Here is a 16868-nt window from a genome sequence, read left to right on the forward strand (position 1 = left end):
GCATCTTGCCACGCGGCAATAACGCCATCGTCAAGCGTGCATGGCTAAGGTATGCTCGTGCTAGTTTCAGGAGGGTGGCTGGTGGATTATTTTCCGGTTTTCATGCGCCTGACCGACCGCCCCTGTTTATTGGTTGGCGGTGGTGAGGTGGCGCTGCGCAAGGCGCGCTTGTTGCTGCAGGCAGGGGCAAGGCTGACGGTGGTGTCGCCGGCTCTGGTGGGCGAGTTGGCACAAATGGTGCAAGAAGGGTGCATCAGTCATATCGACTCGGTGTTTCTGCCCGAGCATCTGGGTAGTTATCAATTGGTCGTTGCGGCAACCAGCGATCGCGAGGTGAACCGCGCGGTGTCGTCATTGGCCCAGTCACGGCAGATTGCCGTCAATGTGGTGGATGATCCGGAGCTGTCCAGTTTCATTACCCCGGCGATTGTAGACCGCTCGCCGATGGTGATTGCCATCTCGACTGGCGGTGGCGTGCCGGTGCTGGCCCGATTGATGCGGGCGCGACTGGAAAGCCTGATTCCGGCCGGTTTTGGCCGGCTGGCAAAGTTTGCGGCCAGCTTCCGCGATCAGGTCAAGGCGCGTTTCGGCGATGTCGAGCAGCGTCGGTTGTTTTGGGAAAGCGTGCTGGAAGGCCCGCTGGCCGAGCAGGTAATGAATGGCAACGAGGACGCGGCACGCAGCGACATGCTGCAAAGGTTGGCCGCAGGCAGTAGCGGTGATAGCGGCGCGGTGTATCTGGTTGGTGCCGGGCCGGGTAACCCTGACTTGCTGACTTTCCGTGCCTTGCGGCTGATGCAGCAGGCGGATGTGGTGCTGTACGATAATCTGGTGGCACCGGAATTGCTTGAGCTGGTACGTCGTGATGCCGAAAGGGTGTTTGTCGGCAAGCAGCGTGCCAATCACACCATGGCGCAGGAAGACATCAACCAGCTGATGCTGCGCCTGGCCCGCGAGGGCCGTCGGGTGTTGCGGCTCAAGGGGGGGGACCCGTTTACCTTTGGTCGCGGTGGCGAAGAGATCGAGTTGCTGGCCAGTCACGGCGTGCCGTTCGAGGTGGTGCCGGGGATTACCTCGGCCAGTGGTGCGGCCGCTTATGCCGGCATTCCGCTGACGCACCGTGATCATGCGCAATCCGTGGTGTTTGTGACAGGTCATAAGCAGGACGGCAGCATCATGCTAGATTGGCCGGCACTGTGCCGGGAGCGTCAGACTGTCGTGGTCTATATGGGGCTATCGACGCTGGCCGAAATCTGTGGCGAGTTTGTTCGTCACGGTCGTGCTGAAACCACACCGGTAGCGGTGGTGCAGCAGGCAACAACCAGTGCCCAGAAAGTGGTGACCGGAACACTGGCCGATATTGCCGCACGAGTTGCCGAGCAGGGAGTGACGTCGCCGGCCATCATCATCGTGGGTGAGGTAGTAGCTCTTGCCGGACACTTGTCGTGGTTTGATACGGATAAAGTCGCGGATAAAGTTGCGGTATCCGGTGGAAATGTTTCTTAATATGTGTAGTAAACAGCGTACTGGCAAGACAACATCATGGTAGGTATATTGCTCATCTCTCACGGCCAGCTTGGCCAGTGCCTCGCCGAATGCGCCCAGCATGTGCTGGGCAGAATACCGGATAATCTGGTGGTCATGGGCGTGGAAAAACAGGACAGCCCCGAGTCACGTTTGCACGAGGCCAGAGAACTGGTATCGCAACTGGATGATGGCAGCGGTGTGCTGGTGCTTAGCGATATGCTGGGCGGCACCCCGTGCAATATCGCCAGCCGCCTGATTCATCGTGGCCGCGTCGAAGTGGTTGCCGGTGTCAACCTGCCCATGCTGGTACGTGCGCTGTGCTACAGCACGCAGACTCTGGATATCGTCGTCAGCAAGGCCATCACGGGCGGACTCGAAGGAGTCTATTACGTGTTGCCCGAGGAAAAATAATGCAAAAACAGGCAATAGAGATCATCAACAAACTGGGCCTGCATGCACGGGCCTCCAGCAAGTTTACCCAGACGGCCAGCCGCTTTCGTGCCGAGGTCTGGATCACCCGCAATGGTCGTCGCGTCAACGGCAAGAGCATCATGGGTGTCATGATGCTGGCCGCAGCCAAGGGCAGTACAGTCGAGCTGGAAACCAATGGTGAAGATGAAGAGCAGGCCATGGCGGCCTTGGTCGAGCTGATCAACAACCGCTTTGATGAAGCAGAATAATCCGGCATAGACCGGTTAAAGACATAAACAGGTCAGGGGGTCGACAATGAGCATCGTATTGCACGGTGTGCCGATCGGTGGCGGTATTGCGATCGGGCGAGCTCATTTGCTGTCGCAAAGCATGGACGATGTCGTGCATTACGGCATCGAAGAGCACGAAATTCCGTCCGAACAGCAGCGCTTTGACCAGGCTGTCAAAGCCACGCGCAAACAGCTGGAGATGCTGTGGGGCAGTATTCCTGAAAACGCTCCGGCCGAGCTTGGTGCCTTCCTGTCGCTGCACATCATGCTGCTGTCCGATGTGACCCTGACCCGCGAACCGCGCGAGCTGATTGCCAGCCTCCACTGCAATGCCGAATGGGCTTTGAAACAGCAGTGTGATTTGCTGGTGTCGCAGTTCGATGCGATCGAAGAAGATTACCTGCGCGAGCGCAAGCACGATGTGCTGCAGGTCGTTGAGCGGATTTTCAAGAACCTCGGCGGCCACGCTACCGAATTGCAGTTGGGTGAAGGGCTGGATGGCGATGCGATTCTGGTCGCTCACGACCTGTCGCCAGCCGATATGGTGTATTTCAAGGATTCTGCCGTTGCCGCCTTTGTGACCGATGTCGGCGGTGCGACCAGCCACACCGCGATTCTGGGGCGCAGCCTCGACATGCCTTCGGTGATTGCGTTGCATAATGCGCGCGAATTGCTGCGCGAGGACGAACTGGTGATTGTCGATGGTCAGCAAGGCGTGCTGATCATCAATCCCGAGCCGGTGGTGCTCGAAGAATACCGTCGTCGTCAGCGTGCCTATGCCGAGGCGCGGCGCAAGCTGTCCAGCATCGTCAAGACCGATGCAGTAACCCGCGATGGCACCGCTATCGAGCTGCTGGCCAATATCGAATTGCCAAGTGATGCGGCCAACGTGCTGGAATCCGGCGCAGTTGGCGTCGGACTGTTCCGCAGTGAGTTCCTGTTTCTGGGGCGTGACACCCTGCCATCCGAAGACGAGCAGTTCGAGGCCTATCGCAGCGTGGTCGAGACACTGGCCGGCATGCCGGTGACCGTGCGTACCATGGATCTGGGAGCCGACAAGAGCCCGCGCTGGATGACCCACCAGATGGCGGAAAACCCGGCGTTGGGCCTGACCGGCATCCGTCTGTGTCTGGCCGAACCGCTGATGTTCCGTGCGCAGTTGCGCGCCCTGTTGCGCGCCTCGCATTACGGCAAGATCCGCATCCTGTTCCCGATGATCAACAGTCTGGGCGAACTCAAACAGTCTTTGTCCCAGCTGGAGTACGCCAGGAGCGAGTTGCGCGAAGAGGGCATCCCTTTCCGTGATGAGGTTGAAGTCGGCGCGATGATCGAGATTCCGTCGGCGGCGCTGGTGGTTTCCAGCTTTCTCAAGCATGTCGACTTCCTGTCCATCGGTACCAACGACCTGATCCAGTACACGCTGGCTATCGACCGCAATGATGACAGCGTCAGCCATCTGTACGACCCGCTGCATCCGGCCGTGCTCAAGCTGATTTCCTACACATTGAAAACCGCTGGCAAGGCTGGCATTCCGGTGTCGGTATGCGGCGAGATGGCGGGGGATGTCAGGCTGACCCGGCTGTTGCTGGGCATGGGTCTGCGGCGTTTTTCCATGCACCCGTCCAACCTGCTGTCGGTAAAGCAGCGCGTGCTTGAGAGTCATCTGGACGAAGTGTCGGCGCTAGCCGCCCGTATGCTGCGCAGTGAAGACCCTGATAGAATCGCCGACTTACTGCAACAACTGAATGCCGGGCCGGATGCCTGATCCGGCTTTTTTCTTTTTATGCTCAAAGACGCCATCGATTTGACCGCTGTTTCGCGGGTGCTGGTGATCAAGCTGCGCCACCATGGCGATGTCTTGCTCAGCTCGCCGCTGCTTTCGGTGCTGAAAGCCCATGCACCGCATGCCACAATCGATGCACTGGTTTACCACGATACCCGCGAGATGCTGGCTGGCCATCCGGCGCTTGGTCAGCTCTACACCATAGACCGGCAGTGGAAAAAGCTTGGTCTGGCCGGCCAGGCGCGTGCCGAATGGACTTTGCTGTCGCAGCTCAAGCGGCAAAAATACGACCTTGTTATTCATCTGACCGAACATAACCGTGGCGCCTGGCTGGTGAAACTGTTGTCGCCACGCTGGGCGGTGGCCCCGCAGGGGCATTTTTCGCGCTGGCTGGGCAAAGGCTTCAGCCATCGTTATCCGGTGATAGGCGGTAATCGCCGTCATACGGTCGAAATCCATCTTGATGCGCTGCGTCGCATCGGCATCCAGCCTGGCCTTGACGAGCGCAAACTGAGCCTGTACGTGCCGGACGAAGCCAGGGCCGCGGTTGCAGCCAAGTTGGCCGCAGCCGGTGTCGATGGCGACTATGTGTTGGTGCACCCAACCTCGCGCTGGCTGTTCAAGACCTGGCCGGTGGCGCAAATGGCGGCCTTTATCGATGGCCTGACCGCGCGCGGCCAACGAGTCGTGCTGACTGCCGCCCCCGATCATGCCGAGCTGGCGATGCTGGCAGAAATCCGCCAGCAGCTGCAATACCCGGTGGTCAGCCTCGCGGGCGAGCTGACACTCAAGCAGTTGGCCGCCGCGATTGCCGGGGCCAAAACCTTTGTCGGCATGGATTCGGTGCCCATGCATATGGCGGCCGCGCTGGGCACGCCCTGTATCGCGCTGTTCGGCCCGTCCGGCAATATCGAATGGGGGCCGTGGCAGGTGCCCAGTCGCGTGCTGACCACAGATCTGCCTTGTCGCCCCTGCGGCAAGGATGGCTGTGGTGGCGGCAAGCGCAGCGAATGCCTGGCACTGATTACGCCGGCACAAGTGCTGGCGGCCTTTGACAGCCTGCAAGCCGAGGTGAGCGCATGAAGCGGCTGGTACTGGTCAGACAGAAATACAATGCCGCCGGCGGTGCCGAGCGCTTTGTCAGCCGTGCGCTGGAAGCATTGGCGACGCAGGGCGAGCTGGCGGTCAGCCTGATTGCACGCAAATGGGAAAAGCTCGAAGGCGTCAGCGCGCTGGCGGCCAACCCTTTCTATCTTGGCAATGTCTGGCGTGACTGGAGCTTTGCCGCCGCCGCCCGTCGTCTGTGGCAGCGCGAAGGCTTCGAGCTGGTGCAGTCGCACGAGCGTATTGCCGGCTGCGACATCTATCGCGCCGGGGATGGCGTACATCGCCAGTGGCTGTCCTTGCGCAGTCGCGAGCTTGGCCGTGCCGGCCGGCTGGCGATGTGGCTGAATCCTTATCATCACTATGTGTTGCGTGCCGAGCGCGAGATGTTCCTGCATCCGCGCCTGAAAAAGGTGATCTGCAACTCGCATATGGTCAAGCGTGAGATCCAGCAACATTTCGGCCTGCCCGAGTCGCGTTTCGCCGTGATTTATAACGGTGTGGATACCCATCATTTCCACCCGGACCTGCGCGCCCACTATCGCCAGCAAATGCGCGAGCAATGGCAGATTCCGGCCGAGGCACCGCTGTTGCTGTATGTCGGTTCCGGCTTTGCCCGCAAGGGCGTGGCGCGTGCCTTGCAGGCGATTGCCGCCCATCACGGTCTGTATCTGCTGGTGGTCGGCAAGGACAAGCATGCGGCGCGTTACCAGCAGTTGGCCGCCAGCCTCGGCATTGGCAATCGCGTGCGTTTTGCCGGCGCCCAGCAGGACGTCAAACCGTTTTATGGCATGGCCGACGCCTTTGTGTTGCCGACGCTGTATGATCCCTTCCCCAATGTCTGTGTCGAAGCGCTCGCCTGCGGCCTGCCGGTGTTTACCAGCTGCCAGTGCGGCGCGGCCGAGTTGCTGCAGGATGGCAACAACGGCTGGGTGGCCGATGCACTGGATGTTGCCACGCTGAGCGCGCAGATCGGCCAGTGGCTGGCAACGCCGCAACGTTGGCCGCAATGGTCGGCGGCGGCACGCGCGACGGCCGAACCGTTGACGCTGGACGCCATGGCCGAGTCAATGTTGGCGCTTTACCGCCCGCTATTGGCAGATCAACCGGAGAATTCATGAGTTCTACCCAATCCCGTAACTGGCAGCTGTACAAGCGCCTGCTCGGCTATCTGAAACCGCAGTGGCCGATGCTGGCGCTGTCGCTGCTGTGCATGGTGATTGCCGCCGCGACCGAACCGGCGTTTGCCGCGCTGATGAAGCCGCTGATCGACGAGGGCTTTGTCGGCAAATCCGGCAGTGCACTGGTCGAGCTGCCGCTGATGATCATCGGCCTGTTCCTGCTGCGCGGCGTGTTCGGCTATGCCAACGAGTATCTGACCAGCCGCCTGAGCATGGATCTGGTGGCGCGCATCCGCTGCGAGATGTTCGAGCGTCTGGTGCGCCTGCCATCGAGCTATTACGCCCATAACAACTCCGGCCGCATGATGTCGCGCATCGGCTACGACGCCGACAATATTGCCCAGGCCGGCTTTAACGTGATTACCGTGGTGGTGAAGGACTCGGTGATCCTGCTGAGCCTGATTGGCCAGATGTTGTGGATAGACTGGCAGCTGACGCTGGTGTGTCTGGTGGTGTTCCCGCTGGTGGCGGGGGTGATCCGCATCGTCAGCAAGCGTCTGCGCAAGCTCGCCAATCGCAGCCAGGAAGTCGTCGGCGAGATGACCCAGGTGATCAACGAGGCGGTGGATGGCAATCGCGTGATCAAGGTCTATCAGGGTGAGGTGTTTGAAACCCGCCGTTTTGCGGATACCGCCTGGGATCTGGCGCGTACCAATGTCAAACAGACGGCCACCAGTGCGGCCAACACCGCGATTACCCAGTTTCTGATCGCCTTTGCGTTGGCGGCGGTGATCTATTTCGCCATGCAGCGCGCCCAGCACAATGACTTCACCGCCGGTTCTTTCATGGCCTATATGACGGCGATGATGATGCTGCTGCCTTCGGTCAAGCGCATCACCTCGGTGACCCAGATGCTGCAACGGGGTCTGGCGGCTGCCGACAGCGTGTTCAGCTTTCTGGACGAGCAGCCGGAGCCGGATCATGGCACACGCCGCATCGACAAAGTCAGCGGCGAGCTGGTGTTTGACCGGCTGAACTTCCGCTACCCCGGTGGCGATAAGCAGGCGCTCGATAATCTGTCGCTGACCATTCGTGCCGGCCAGAGCGTGGCGCTGGTTGGCAGCTCGGGCAGCGGCAAGACCACGCTGGCCAATCTGGTGCCGCGTTTTTATCTGCCGGATAGCGGCGAAATCCGCCTCGATGGCGTGGCACTGAACGAGCTGGGTCTTGCCCATCTGCGCGAGCAGATCGCGCTGGTAAGCCAGGACGTGGTGCTGTTCAACGATACTGTGGCGGCCAACATCGCCTATGGCCGACAGGACGTTGGCCGCGAGGCGATTATCGCTGCCGCACGTGCCGCCAATGCGCTGGAATTCATCGAGGCGATGCCGCAAGGCTTTGACACGCTGATCGGCGAAAACGGCGCGCGCCTGTCCGGCGGCCAGCGCCAGCGCCTCGCGATTGCGCGGGCCTTGCTGAAAGACGCACCTATCCTGATTCTGGATGAGGCCACCAGCGCACTGGACAACCAGTCCGAGCGACTGGTGCAGGCCGCCCTTGATAACCTGATGCAACACCGCACCACGCTGGTGATCGCGCACCGTCTGTCGACGATCGAACGCGCCGATCTGATCGTGGTGATGCAGCACGGCCGCATTGTCGAGCAAGGCAAACATGCCGAGCTTTTGGCCGCTGATGGCGCTTACGCCCAGCTGCACCGCTTGCAATTCAAAGAAGACTGAATATGAAAACATCGCTGACCATACTGCACACCGAATCCTCTTGCGGCTGGGGTGGCCAGGAAATCCGCATCCTGACCGAGGCGCGCGGCATGGTGGCGCGCGGCCATCGCGTGATCCTGATTGCCGACCCGAAGTCGCGCATCTACCAGCTGGCCACCCAGTACGGGCTGGAGGCGGTGGCGATGCCGATCGAGAAAAAACGCCTGCCGGGCCTGCTGGCCATGCGCCGTTATCTGGCGGCTAATGCGGCCAACATCGACATCATCAATACCCACAGCTCGACCGATGCCTGGATGGTGGCGGCGGCCGGTGCCACACTGCGCAATATGCCGCCGGTAGTGCGCACCCGCCATGTGTCGACCGCGATCAACAACAAGCCAAGCACGCGCTGGCTGTATCTGCAGGCGACGCGCCATATCGTGACGACCGGCGAAAAACTGCGCCAGCAGCTGCATCACGACAATCACTATCCGCTCGCTCACATGACTTCGATCCGCACCGGTATCGATCTGAGCCGCTATTGTCCGCGCGATCAGGCAGCCGAGCGTGCCGCGCTGGGCGTGGCGCAGCGGCCAACCCTGGGCATCGTGGCGACACTGCGTAGCTGGAAGGGCCACAGTTATCTGCTGGAAGCGTGGCGCGAGCTGCGCGGCGAGTTTGCCGACTGGCAGTTGCTGGTGGTGGGTGATGGCCCGCAGCGCGAGAATCTCGAACGGCAGTGTCAGGAGCTGGGGCTGGCGGATAGCGTGCGTTTTGTCGGTAACCAGGACAATGCCGAGCGCTGGCTGGCGACGATGGATCTGTTCACCCTGCCGTCTTACGGCAACGAAGGCGTACCGCAGGGCATCATGCAGGCGATGGCCTGCGGTCTGCCGGTGGTATCGACCACCGTCGGTGCCATCAACGAAGCCGTCCAGCACAACGACACCGGTTATATGATCGCGCCACGTGATACGCCTGCCCTGGTCGAACATCTGGGCCGCCTGATGCGCGACCAGGCACTACGTCAGCAGATGGCCGCTGCCAGTCTGGCGTGGGCGCAGGCGCAGTTCGGCGACAACATCATGCTGGATCGCATGGATGCGGTGTTCCGCGCCGCCATCGCCGGAGGGCGACAGTGAGTCGTAGCGCCGTCCGCTGGCAGGTCATTCCGCGCGCCTTGTGGCGTCTGCTGGGCAAGCCCTGGCGTCGCCGTCCGGCCGACGACAAGGTTGGCCGCATCCTGATTGCCCATCATCTGTTGCTGGGCGACACGCTGATGCTGACGCCGCTATTGGCCGCCTTGCGCCAGCGTTATGCGCAAGCCGAGATCGTGATGCTGTGCCCGAAGGCCGTTGCGCTCTTGTATGCCGGGCGGCCGTATGGCGTGAGTGTGCTGCCGTGGCATCCAGCGGATAGCGATAGCCTCGCACTTTTGTGGCGGCAGCGCGGTTTCGATCTGGCTTTTGTGCCGGGCGACAACCGTTACAGCTGGCTGGCACTGGCCGCCGGTGCACGCTGGATTGTGGCGCACGGCCAAGACACGCCAGGCTGGAAAAACTGGCCGCTGGACGAAGCACATGATTACAGCCCGACGCCGGATAGCTGGCATGGCATGGTGGCCGCGCTGGCGGATCCGGCTTTTGATGGCCGTTTTGACCCTGCCGACTGGCCCTTGCCGTCCTTGCCGGAAAATTTGCGGCCAAACCTGGCTGCGCCTTATGCCTTGCTGCATGTCGGCGCGAGTACCCCGCTGAAACACTGGCCGAACGAGCGCTGGCTGGCGCTGGCGGACTGGCTGGCAGGGCAGGGGATCCAGCCTTACTGGAGTGGCGGCCCCGGCGAAGAAAAGCTGGTGACGGAGGTTGACCCGGCTGGCCGTTATCCGTCACTGGCCGGCAAGCTTAACTTGTTGCAGCTCGCTCATGTGCTGCAGTCGGCGAGTCTGCTGGTGTGTCCGGATACCGGCGTCGCGCATCTGGCGCGTATCGTGGCCTGTCCGACGCTGACCTTGTTCGGCCCGGGCTCGCATGAATTGTGCGGCGCGGGGCGTTTCTGGCAGTCGCAGCCTTTCCTCGCCTTGCAACAGCCGGTCAGTTGCCGAGACCAGCGCGTGATGTTCCGCCGCGAAGCCGGCTGGATCAGCCGTTGCGGCCGCAGTACGCAGCAATGCGCCGCGCCGCGCTGCATGGATGCCATTTCGCTGGATGCAGCGTTGGCGTCCTGTCGACAATTGCTGGGTGGATGACGTGGAGAGTCTGATCAAAAGCGAACTGCGCGCAGTTGGCCGCGGACAGTATCTGTTGCTGGCGGTTCTGGCCTTGCTGGTTGGCATCTGGTCGATCAACAGCACCATTGCCCTGCGCCATCTGCTATTCGTGGCGGTGTTTGTACTGGCAGCCAGACAGCTGAGCCGCGACAACCTGCAGGCATGGGGGCAAGAACAAGCGTCCTTGCTGCTGTTGACCGGTTGGTTTGTGCTGCATGCCGCCTTTATTACCGTCGAGCCGGCCTGGGCTTTCAACGAGTTGGGCGGGCAATGGCTGAAAGCTGTCTTTGTCGGCTTGCTTGGTGCAATGGCCGTTGTCACGCTGGGGCAGTCACTGCACAAGGCCGGCGAGCGGTTGATCATGTTGTGGTTGTGGCTGGTGCTGCTGTACACGGTGCTGGTGGCGTGGTCAGTGTTTGCGCTTTACCGCGAGCATGGCCAACTGATTCTGGGCGTATTTCCGTTTACCTTGTCCAGGCAAGGCAAGCTGGAAGTCAGTTATATGCTGAGCATTGGTCTTGCCATCATGGCCGCCGAAATCATTCAGCGTTTGCTGCAGCGGCCTCGCCTGCTGTCCTGGAAAAACCGAACGGTGGCCTTGCTGATGGTCTGGCTGTTGGCCGCATTGCTGATGGCCGGCGCGCGCAATGCCCTGATCGGTGTGGTTTTCCTGATGGGCTCGGGCATGCTGATGTGGCTGGTTGGTAGCGGCATGGGCTGGCGTGCCTGGCGTTATCTGTTGCCGGTCGGGCTGCTGGTCGGGTTGTTTGTGGCGCTGGCGATCAAGTCTGATCCGCGTTGGGCGGTGTTTCTCGAGACAGTGCCGCTGGCCTGGGATACCGAAAATCACACCGCGTGGCTGAGCAAGAGCAACTATCCGCTGCTGTCCAATGGCATGCCGGTGGATGATTCGGCCTACGAGCGCATCGCCTGGATCAAAAAGGGGCTGGAGCTGTTCGTCACCCAGTACTGGTTCGGTTACGGTTATGGTCGCAATGTGTTTGCCCATGCAGTCTTGCCGGCCTATGGCGTGGCCGTGGGCGGTCATAGTCACAGCGGTTATGTCGATCTGGCGCTCAGTGGCGGCGTACCGGCCTTGCTGCTGTGGCTGGCGTTTGCCGGCCTGACCTTGCGGCGGGCCATTCGCCATTACCTCGAGCAGCATTCCTATGCGGCCTTGTTGCTGTTCTTCATCGTGATGGGCTTTAACGGCCGCATGCTGCTGGACAGCGTCTGGCGCGATCATTATCTGCAGATACACCTGTTCCTCGTGTGCGCACTGACGGTGATTATCCGCTTCGAAAAACAGGACAAGGTAGCTGCATGAAGATTCTGGTGATCCGCCGCGACAATATCGGCGACCTCGTGTGCACCACGCCGATGTTGGCCGCATTGCGCCAGCATTATCCCGAGGCGCGCATCGTGGCGCTGGTGAATGACTACAACGCCGATGTGGTGCGCGGTTTGCCGGGGCTGGATCATGTCTATGCCTACACCAAACTCAAACATCGCGGCGAGGGTAGTGCACTGGGCGTGGTCTGGCGCAAGCTGCAGCTGTACTGGCAGTTGCGGCGCGAGAAGTTCGATCTGGCCATCGTGGCTGGCTCGGGTTACGCCGCGAACGCGGTGCGCTTGGCCAAGGCCGCGCGTGCCCGACGGGTTGTGGCTTTCGTCAACGAAGGCAAGCCTTATGATTCGGTAATTGATACGCCGGTGCTGTTCAAGCAGGAGTACTGGCGACAGCATGAGGTGCTGAATATGGCACAGCTGCTGCAGCCGCTGGGTATTAGCGAGGTGCCTGGCCCATTGCGTTTGCCTGGCTTGCCTTGCCCGCCGGAGTTGGCCGCATTACAGCAGGGCAAGCCTCTTGTGGCCCTGCATATCAGTGCGCGTGAGGCTAGTCGTGTCTGGCCGCTGGAACATTTCCAGGCACTGGCCACACAGCTGTTGCAGGCTGGTTGTCGCGTATTGTTTTTGTGGTCACCCGGCAAGGCCGATGATCCACGCCACCCCGGTGATGATGACAAGGCTGCGCATTTGCGGCAGCAGTTTGCGGCCAACCCTGATGCCGTTTTCTATCCGACACAGTCGCTGCAGCAGCTGATTGCCGCGTATCAGTTGGCTACGGTTGCTGTTTGCAGCGATGGCGGCGGCTTGCATATTGCGGCTGCGGCCGGGGCGCGTATTGCCGGCCTTTACGAGCATCTGGAGAAAAAGACCCTGCGCTGGTATCCATGGCAGGTGCCCTATCGTCTGCTGACGTCCGGTTCGGATACGCACTGGCAGATTGCCTATATTCCGCTTGCGGTCGTGAGCGAGGCGGTTTTTGCCTTGCTGGCAGAGCCAGAGACGGCAGACTGAGTATCCTTTGTTCGTAAAACAGATCAGGCCGGCTGCAATGCAGCCGGCCTGATCTGTTATGTCTGGATAAGCGCGAGCGCTTCAGCGATAACCGTCCGGATTATTCGACTGCCAGCGCCAGCTGTCGGCACACATTTTCGCCAGATCCCGTTCGGCCTGCCAGCCAAGCAGGCTGCTGGCCAGGCTCGGGTCAGCATAGCAGCTGGCGATATCGCCCGGCCGGCGTGGCGCAATCTGATACGCAATCTCTTTGCCGCAAGCCTGTTCGAAGGCGCGGATCATCTCCAGTACCGAGTAGCCACGACCGGTACCGAGGTTCACGGTCAGCAGTCCGTCATGCGTTTGTAGTGCCTGCAGGGCCTTCAGGTGGCCGCGGGCAAGGTCGACTACATGGATGTAGTCGCGCACGCCGGTGCCGTCCACGGTCGGATAATCATTACCGAATACGCTCAAGGCTGCGCGTTTGCCGACGGCGACCTGGCTGATGAAGGGCATCAGATTGTTAGGGATGCCTTGCGGATCCTCGCCGATCAGGCCGCTTTCATGCGCGCCTACCGGGTTGAAGTAACGCAGGATGGCGATGCGCCACGCGGGCTCGGCACGGGCCAGATCGCGCAGCATGTCTTCTATCATCAGCTTGCTGCGGCCGTAGGGGTTGGTGGCTGACAAGGGAAAGTCTTCGCAGATCGGTACCGTGTGTGGGTCGCCATAGACGGTGGCCGAAGAGCTGAACACCAGTTGCCGGCAATCATGCCGCTGCATCGCCTGCAGCAGGCTCAAGGTGCCGCTGACGTTATTGTCGTAATAGCGCAGTGGTTCGCTGACCGACTCGCCGACGGCTTTCAGGCCGGCAAAATGAATCACAGCCTTGATCGGGTAGCGAAAAATGGTGTCGAGTATCTCGCTGTTGCGGATGTCACCTTCCACAAACTGGATTTGCCGGCCGCTGATCTGTTGTACGCGGCGAATGGCTTCGGCGCTGCTATTACTGAGGTTGTCCAGGACGACCAGATCTTCGCTGTTTGCCAGCAACTCGAGACAGGTGTGGCTGCCGATATAGCCGGCACCACCGGTTACCAGAATCATGAACTTCTCCTCATTAGGTATTTTCAGCGCGATATTGTGCCGCACGATGATGGCATGTGGCTATCGACCATGCCGGCAGCAAAAAACTTTAATTGTCACTCTTGAAAAGGCCTACCCTCGACCCTACCATTAGCACTCGCAAGGGCAGAGTGCCAATCGGCCTGCCCGACCTGACTCAAACGCAGGTTTTCGAGTTTCAACAGCCAAAGCTATTAGGAGAGAATAATGGCAATCCGTCCTCTACACGATCGTGTTGTTATCAAACGCCTGGAGGCTGAAGAAAAGACTGCCTCCGGTATCGTTCTGCCGGGTGCTGCTGCTGAAAAGCCGGACATGGGCGAAGTGATCGCTGTCGGCAACGGCAAGATCCTGGAAAACGGCGAGCGCCGCGCGCTGGAACTGAAAGTAGGCGACAAGGTGATTTTCGGCAAGTACTCCGGCCAGACCGTAAAAGTAGACGGTGACGAAGTACTGGTTATGCGTGAAGAAGACGTAATGGGCATCGTCGAGTAATCCGACCCTTACCACTTTACTGATACTGAATTCTGGAGATTTAAGACATGGCTGCAAAAGACGTACGCTTTGGTGATTCCGCCCGTGCCAAGATGGTCGTGGGTGTCAATGTTCTGGCTGATGCCGTTAAAGTGACCCTGGGCCCGAAAGGCCGTAACGTGGTACTGGATCGCTCCTTCGGCGCGCCGACCATCACCAAGGACGGTGTATCCGTTGCCAAGGAAATCGAGCTGAAGGACAAGTTCGAGAACATGGGCGCGCAGATGGTGAAAGAAGTCGCTTCCAAGACTTCCGATGTTGCTGGTGACGGCACCACCACCGCTACCGTTCTGGCTCAGGCCATCGTGCACGAAGGCATGAAGTTCGTGACCGCCGGCATGAACCCGATGGATCTGAAGCGTGGCATCGACAAGGCCGTACTGGCACTGGTTGGCGAAATCGCCAACATCGCCAAGCCTTGCGCGACCACCAAGGAAATCGCCCAGGTGGGTTCCATTTCCGCTAACTCCGATTCCGATATCGGTGAAATCATCGCTACCGCCATGGAAAAAGTGGGCAAGGAAGGCGTGATCACCGTTGAAGACGGCAAGTCGCTGAATAACGAACTGGACGTGGTAGAAGGCATGCAGTTCGACCGCGGCTACCTGTCCCCGTACTTCATCAACAACCCGGAAAAGCAGATTGCCGCACTGGACAATCCGTTCATCCTGCTGTTCGACAAGAAGATCTCCAACATCCGTGATCTGCTGCCAGTGCTGGAGCAGGTTGCCAAGTCTGGCCGTCCGCTGCTGATCATCGCTGAAGATGTTGAAGGCGAAGCACTGGCGACGCTGGTCGTGAACACCATCCGCGGCATCCTGAAGGTGGTTGCTGTCAAGGCTCCTGGCTTTGGCGACCGTCGCAAGGCCATGCTGCAGGATATCGCTATCCTGACCGGTGGTACCGTGATCGCTGAAGAAGTGGGTCTGACCCTGGATAAAGTGACTCTGGAGATGCTGGGCCAGGCCAAGCGCGTTGAAGTGGGTAAGGAAAACTCCACCATCATCGACGGCGCAGGCGATGCTGCCCTGATCCAGGCTCGTGTGACCGAGATCCGTCAGCAGATCGAAGCTGCGACCTCCGACTACGACCGTGAGAAGCTGCAAGAGCGCGTGGCCAAGCTGGCCGGCGGTGTTGCCGTGATCAAGGTTGGCGCGGCGACCGAAGTCGAGATGAAAGAGAAGAAGGCTCGCGTTGAAGACGCCCTGCACGCTACCCGTGCTGCTGTTGAAGAAGGCGTGGTACCTGGTGGTGGTGTAGCCCTGCTGCGTGCCCGCGCTGCTGTCGAGCACGTGTCGACTGCCAATGCTGACCAGGCTGCCGGTGTGAAGATCGTACTGAAAGCAATCGAAGCGCCGCTGCGCCAGATCGTACAGAACGCCGGTGACGAGCCATCCGTCGTTGTGAACAAGGTGCTGGAAGGCAAGGGTAACTTCGGTTACAACGCCGCTTCTGGCGAGTACGGCGACATGATCGAGATGGGCGTGCTGGATCCAGCCAAGGTGACCCGCTCCGCGCTGCAGCACGCTGCTTCCGTTGCCGGCCTGATGCTGACTACCGACTGCATGGTTGCCGAACTGCCGGAAGACAAGCCGGCTGCTCCGGACATGGGTGGTATGGGTGGCATGGGCGGCATGGGCGGCATGATGTAATCAGCCGTTTCGAGCCTCTCGAAGCAAAACCCCGTAGCGCAAGCTGCGGGGTTTTTTCATTTGCGGCCAACCTTGAGCGCTACACTGCAAGCGATGGCGCGACTCTGGCACAATGGCGCGCCCAAGGAGGACAAAAAATGCAACTGACAGAACTGGTGGCTTTGCTGGATGGCAAGCTGGAGAGTCGCAATTTCAAGGATTACGCACCAAATGGCCTGCAGGTCGAAGGCAAGGCTGAGGTTGGCCGCATTCTGTGTGGCGTGACGGCATCACAGGCGCTGATCGATGAGGCGATTGCTTGGCAGGCGGATGCGATTCTGGTGCACCACGGCTACTTCTGGAAGAACGAATCGCCGGTGATTGCCGGTATCAAGCGTCAGCGTATCCAGAAATTGTTGCAGCACAACATCAGTTTGCTCGCCTATCACCTGCCGCTGGATGCGCATCCGGAACTGGGGAATAACGCGCAGCTGGCACGGCAGCTTGAGCTGCGGGATGGTGCGGCCAGCGTGGCGGAGCCGTTGTTGTGGCAAGGGCGCTGCACCAGCATGAGTGGTCATGACTTGCGTGCCCATGTCAGCCAGCGCTTGGGGCGCGAGGCCTTGTTGCTGGGTAATGCGGACAAGCAGGTATCCCGCGTCGCATGGTGCACTGGCGGGGCGCAGGGCTTTTTCGAGAGTGCGATTGCGCTGGGGGTGGATGCGTACATTACTGGTGAGGTGTCGGAGAAGGATTTCCATCTGGCCAATGAGTACGGGGTGTTGTTTGTTTCGGCAGGACATCATGCAACCGAGCGTTACGGCATCGCCGCGCTGGGCGACTGGCTGCAGCAAGAGGCGGGACTGCAAGTACGATTTGTCGATCTGGATAATCCGGTTTAGTGAAGAATCCATGACGTCAATCAGGTGATTTGTCGGCTTATGCCCTTCAAGTTCTACTACTTAATCGGGTAGAATTGCAGGGTTTTAAGTTTAGAGCTCGGTTTCCACGT

15 protein-coding genes are annotated in these 16868 nt (G+C 60.1%); 14 read left to right on the plus strand and 1 reads right to left on the minus strand.

Going from position 1 to position 16868, the window contains the following annotated elements:
• The first annotated feature begins 81 nt into the window (after positions 1-81).
• Genes cysG through ACZ9W6_RS15620 form a run of 11 tightly spaced genes read left to right on the plus strand, consistent with a single transcriptional unit; the run spans position 82 to position 12587 of the window.
• Positions 82-1506 (plus strand): siroheme synthase CysG, encoded by a 1425-nt coding sequence (cysG, locus tag ACZ9W6_RS15570; RefSeq protein ID WP_465192093.1) that lies wholly within the window; start codon positions 82-84, stop codon positions 1504-1506.
• Positions 1507-1542: 36 nt separating this feature from the next.
• Entirely contained in the window at positions 1543-1938 is a 396-nt protein-coding gene (locus ACZ9W6_RS15575) for a PTS sugar transporter subunit IIA (RefSeq protein ID WP_465192094.1), read from the plus strand.
• Positions 1938-2207, plus strand: a complete 270-nt coding sequence (locus tag ACZ9W6_RS15580) for an HPr family phosphocarrier protein (protein ID WP_465192095.1) — start codon at positions 1938-1940, stop codon at positions 2205-2207. Before ACZ9W6_RS15575 ends, ACZ9W6_RS15580 begins: the two co-directional genes overlap by 1 nt.
• 46 nt (positions 2208-2253) lie before the next feature.
• Positions 2254-3993 (plus strand): phosphoenolpyruvate--protein phosphotransferase, encoded by a 1740-nt coding sequence (ptsP, locus tag ACZ9W6_RS15585; protein ID WP_465192096.1) that lies wholly within the window; start codon positions 2254-2256, stop codon positions 3991-3993.
• Between the two features lie 39 nt (positions 3994-4032).
• Complete coding sequence (rfaQ, locus tag ACZ9W6_RS15590) at positions 4033-5094, plus strand: putative lipopolysaccharide heptosyltransferase III (RefSeq protein ID WP_465192097.1); 1062 nt, start codon at positions 4033-4035, stop codon at positions 5092-5094.
• Positions 5091-6236, plus strand: coding sequence for a glycosyltransferase family 4 protein (locus ACZ9W6_RS15595; protein ID WP_465192098.1), 1146 nt, complete (start codon positions 5091-5093; stop codon positions 6234-6236). The genes rfaQ and ACZ9W6_RS15595 overlap by 4 nt, the downstream gene beginning before the upstream one ends.
• The gene (msbA, locus tag ACZ9W6_RS15600) at positions 6233-7978 is read left to right on the plus strand and encodes a lipid A export permease/ATP-binding protein MsbA (protein ID WP_465192099.1); all 1746 of its coding nucleotides are present in this window, start codon (positions 6233-6235) and stop codon (positions 7976-7978) included. The genes ACZ9W6_RS15595 and msbA overlap by 4 nt, the downstream gene beginning before the upstream one ends.
• A 2-nt stretch (positions 7979-7980) precedes the next feature.
• A complete protein-coding gene (locus ACZ9W6_RS15605) occupies positions 7981-9099 on the plus strand; it encodes a glycosyltransferase family 4 protein (protein ID WP_465192100.1) in 1119 nt (372 codons plus the stop codon).
• The gene (locus ACZ9W6_RS15610; RefSeq protein WP_465192101.1) at positions 9096-10205 is read left to right on the plus strand and encodes a glycosyltransferase family 9 protein; all 1110 of its coding nucleotides are present in this window, start codon (positions 9096-9098) and stop codon (positions 10203-10205) included. Before ACZ9W6_RS15605 ends, ACZ9W6_RS15610 begins: the two co-directional genes overlap by 4 nt.
• Before the next feature lies 1 nt (position 10206).
• Positions 10207-11553 carry an O-antigen ligase family protein gene (locus ACZ9W6_RS15615; protein WP_465192102.1) on the plus strand — a complete coding sequence of 449 codons (1347 nt, stop codon included), beginning with the start codon at positions 10207-10209 and terminating at the stop codon, positions 11551-11553.
• Complete coding sequence (locus ACZ9W6_RS15620; protein ID WP_465192103.1) at positions 11550-12587, plus strand: glycosyltransferase family 9 protein; 1038 nt, start codon at positions 11550-11552, stop codon at positions 12585-12587. Before ACZ9W6_RS15615 ends, ACZ9W6_RS15620 begins: the two co-directional genes overlap by 4 nt.
• 81 nt (positions 12588-12668) lie before the next feature.
• Here the strand turns inward: ACZ9W6_RS15620 and galE are convergent, their stop codons facing one another.
• The gene (gene galE, locus ACZ9W6_RS15625; protein ID WP_465192104.1) at positions 12669-13673 is read right to left on the minus strand and encodes a UDP-glucose 4-epimerase GalE; all 1005 of its coding nucleotides are present in this window, start codon (positions 13671-13673) and stop codon (positions 12669-12671) included.
• Positions 13674-13898: 225 nt separating this feature from the next.
• Between galE and groES the strand changes: the two genes are divergently transcribed.
• The 3 genes from groES to ACZ9W6_RS15640 all read left to right on the plus strand — a co-directional run bounded on the left by groES (position 13899) and on the right by ACZ9W6_RS15640 (position 16758).
• Positions 13899-14186 carry a co-chaperone GroES gene (groES, locus tag ACZ9W6_RS15630; protein WP_465192105.1) on the plus strand — a complete coding sequence of 96 codons (288 nt, stop codon included), beginning with the start codon at positions 13899-13901 and terminating at the stop codon, positions 14184-14186.
• 47 nt (positions 14187-14233) lie between these two features.
• The gene (gene groL / locus ACZ9W6_RS15635; protein ID WP_465192106.1) at positions 14234-15877 is read left to right on the plus strand and encodes a chaperonin GroEL; all 1644 of its coding nucleotides are present in this window, start codon (positions 14234-14236) and stop codon (positions 15875-15877) included.
• Between the two features lie 137 nt (positions 15878-16014).
• On the plus strand, positions 16015-16758 hold the full coding sequence (locus tag ACZ9W6_RS15640; RefSeq protein WP_465192107.1) for a Nif3-like dinuclear metal center hexameric protein: 744 nt from the start codon (positions 16015-16017) through the stop codon (positions 16756-16758).
• Positions 16759-16868 lie beyond the last annotated feature (110 nt).

Source organism: Vogesella lacus, assembly GCF_979366295.1.

Coding starts and splice junctions, on each gene's coding strand:
- ACZ9W6_RS15575 (WP_465192094.1), top strand. CDS start 1,543: ATGGTAGGTATATTGCTCATCTCTCACGGCCAGCTTGGCCAGTGCCTC.
- ACZ9W6_RS15580 (WP_465192095.1), top strand. CDS start 1,938: ATGCAAAAACAGGCAATAGAGATCATCAACAAACTGGGCCTGCATGCA.
- ptsP (WP_465192096.1), top strand. CDS start 2,254: ATGAGCATCGTATTGCACGGTGTGCCGATCGGTGGCGGTATTGCGATC.
- ACZ9W6_RS15595 (WP_465192098.1), top strand. CDS start 5,091: ATGAAGCGGCTGGTACTGGTCAGACAGAAATACAATGCCGCCGGCGGT.
- msbA (WP_465192099.1), top strand. CDS start 6,233: ATGAGTTCTACCCAATCCCGTAACTGGCAGCTGTACAAGCGCCTGCTC.
- ACZ9W6_RS15605 (WP_465192100.1), top strand. CDS start 7,981: ATGAAAACATCGCTGACCATACTGCACACCGAATCCTCTTGCGGCTGG.
- ACZ9W6_RS15620 (WP_465192103.1), top strand. CDS start 11,550: ATGAAGATTCTGGTGATCCGCCGCGACAATATCGGCGACCTCGTGTGC.
- galE (WP_465192104.1), bottom strand. CDS start 13,673: ATGATTCTGGTAACCGGTGGTGCCGGCTATATCGGCAGCCACACCTGT.
- groES (WP_465192105.1), top strand. CDS start 13,899: ATGGCAATCCGTCCTCTACACGATCGTGTTGTTATCAAACGCCTGGAG.
- groL (WP_465192106.1), top strand. CDS start 14,234: ATGGCTGCAAAAGACGTACGCTTTGGTGATTCCGCCCGTGCCAAGATG.
- ACZ9W6_RS15640 (WP_465192107.1), top strand. CDS start 16,015: ATGCAACTGACAGAACTGGTGGCTTTGCTGGATGGCAAGCTGGAGAGT.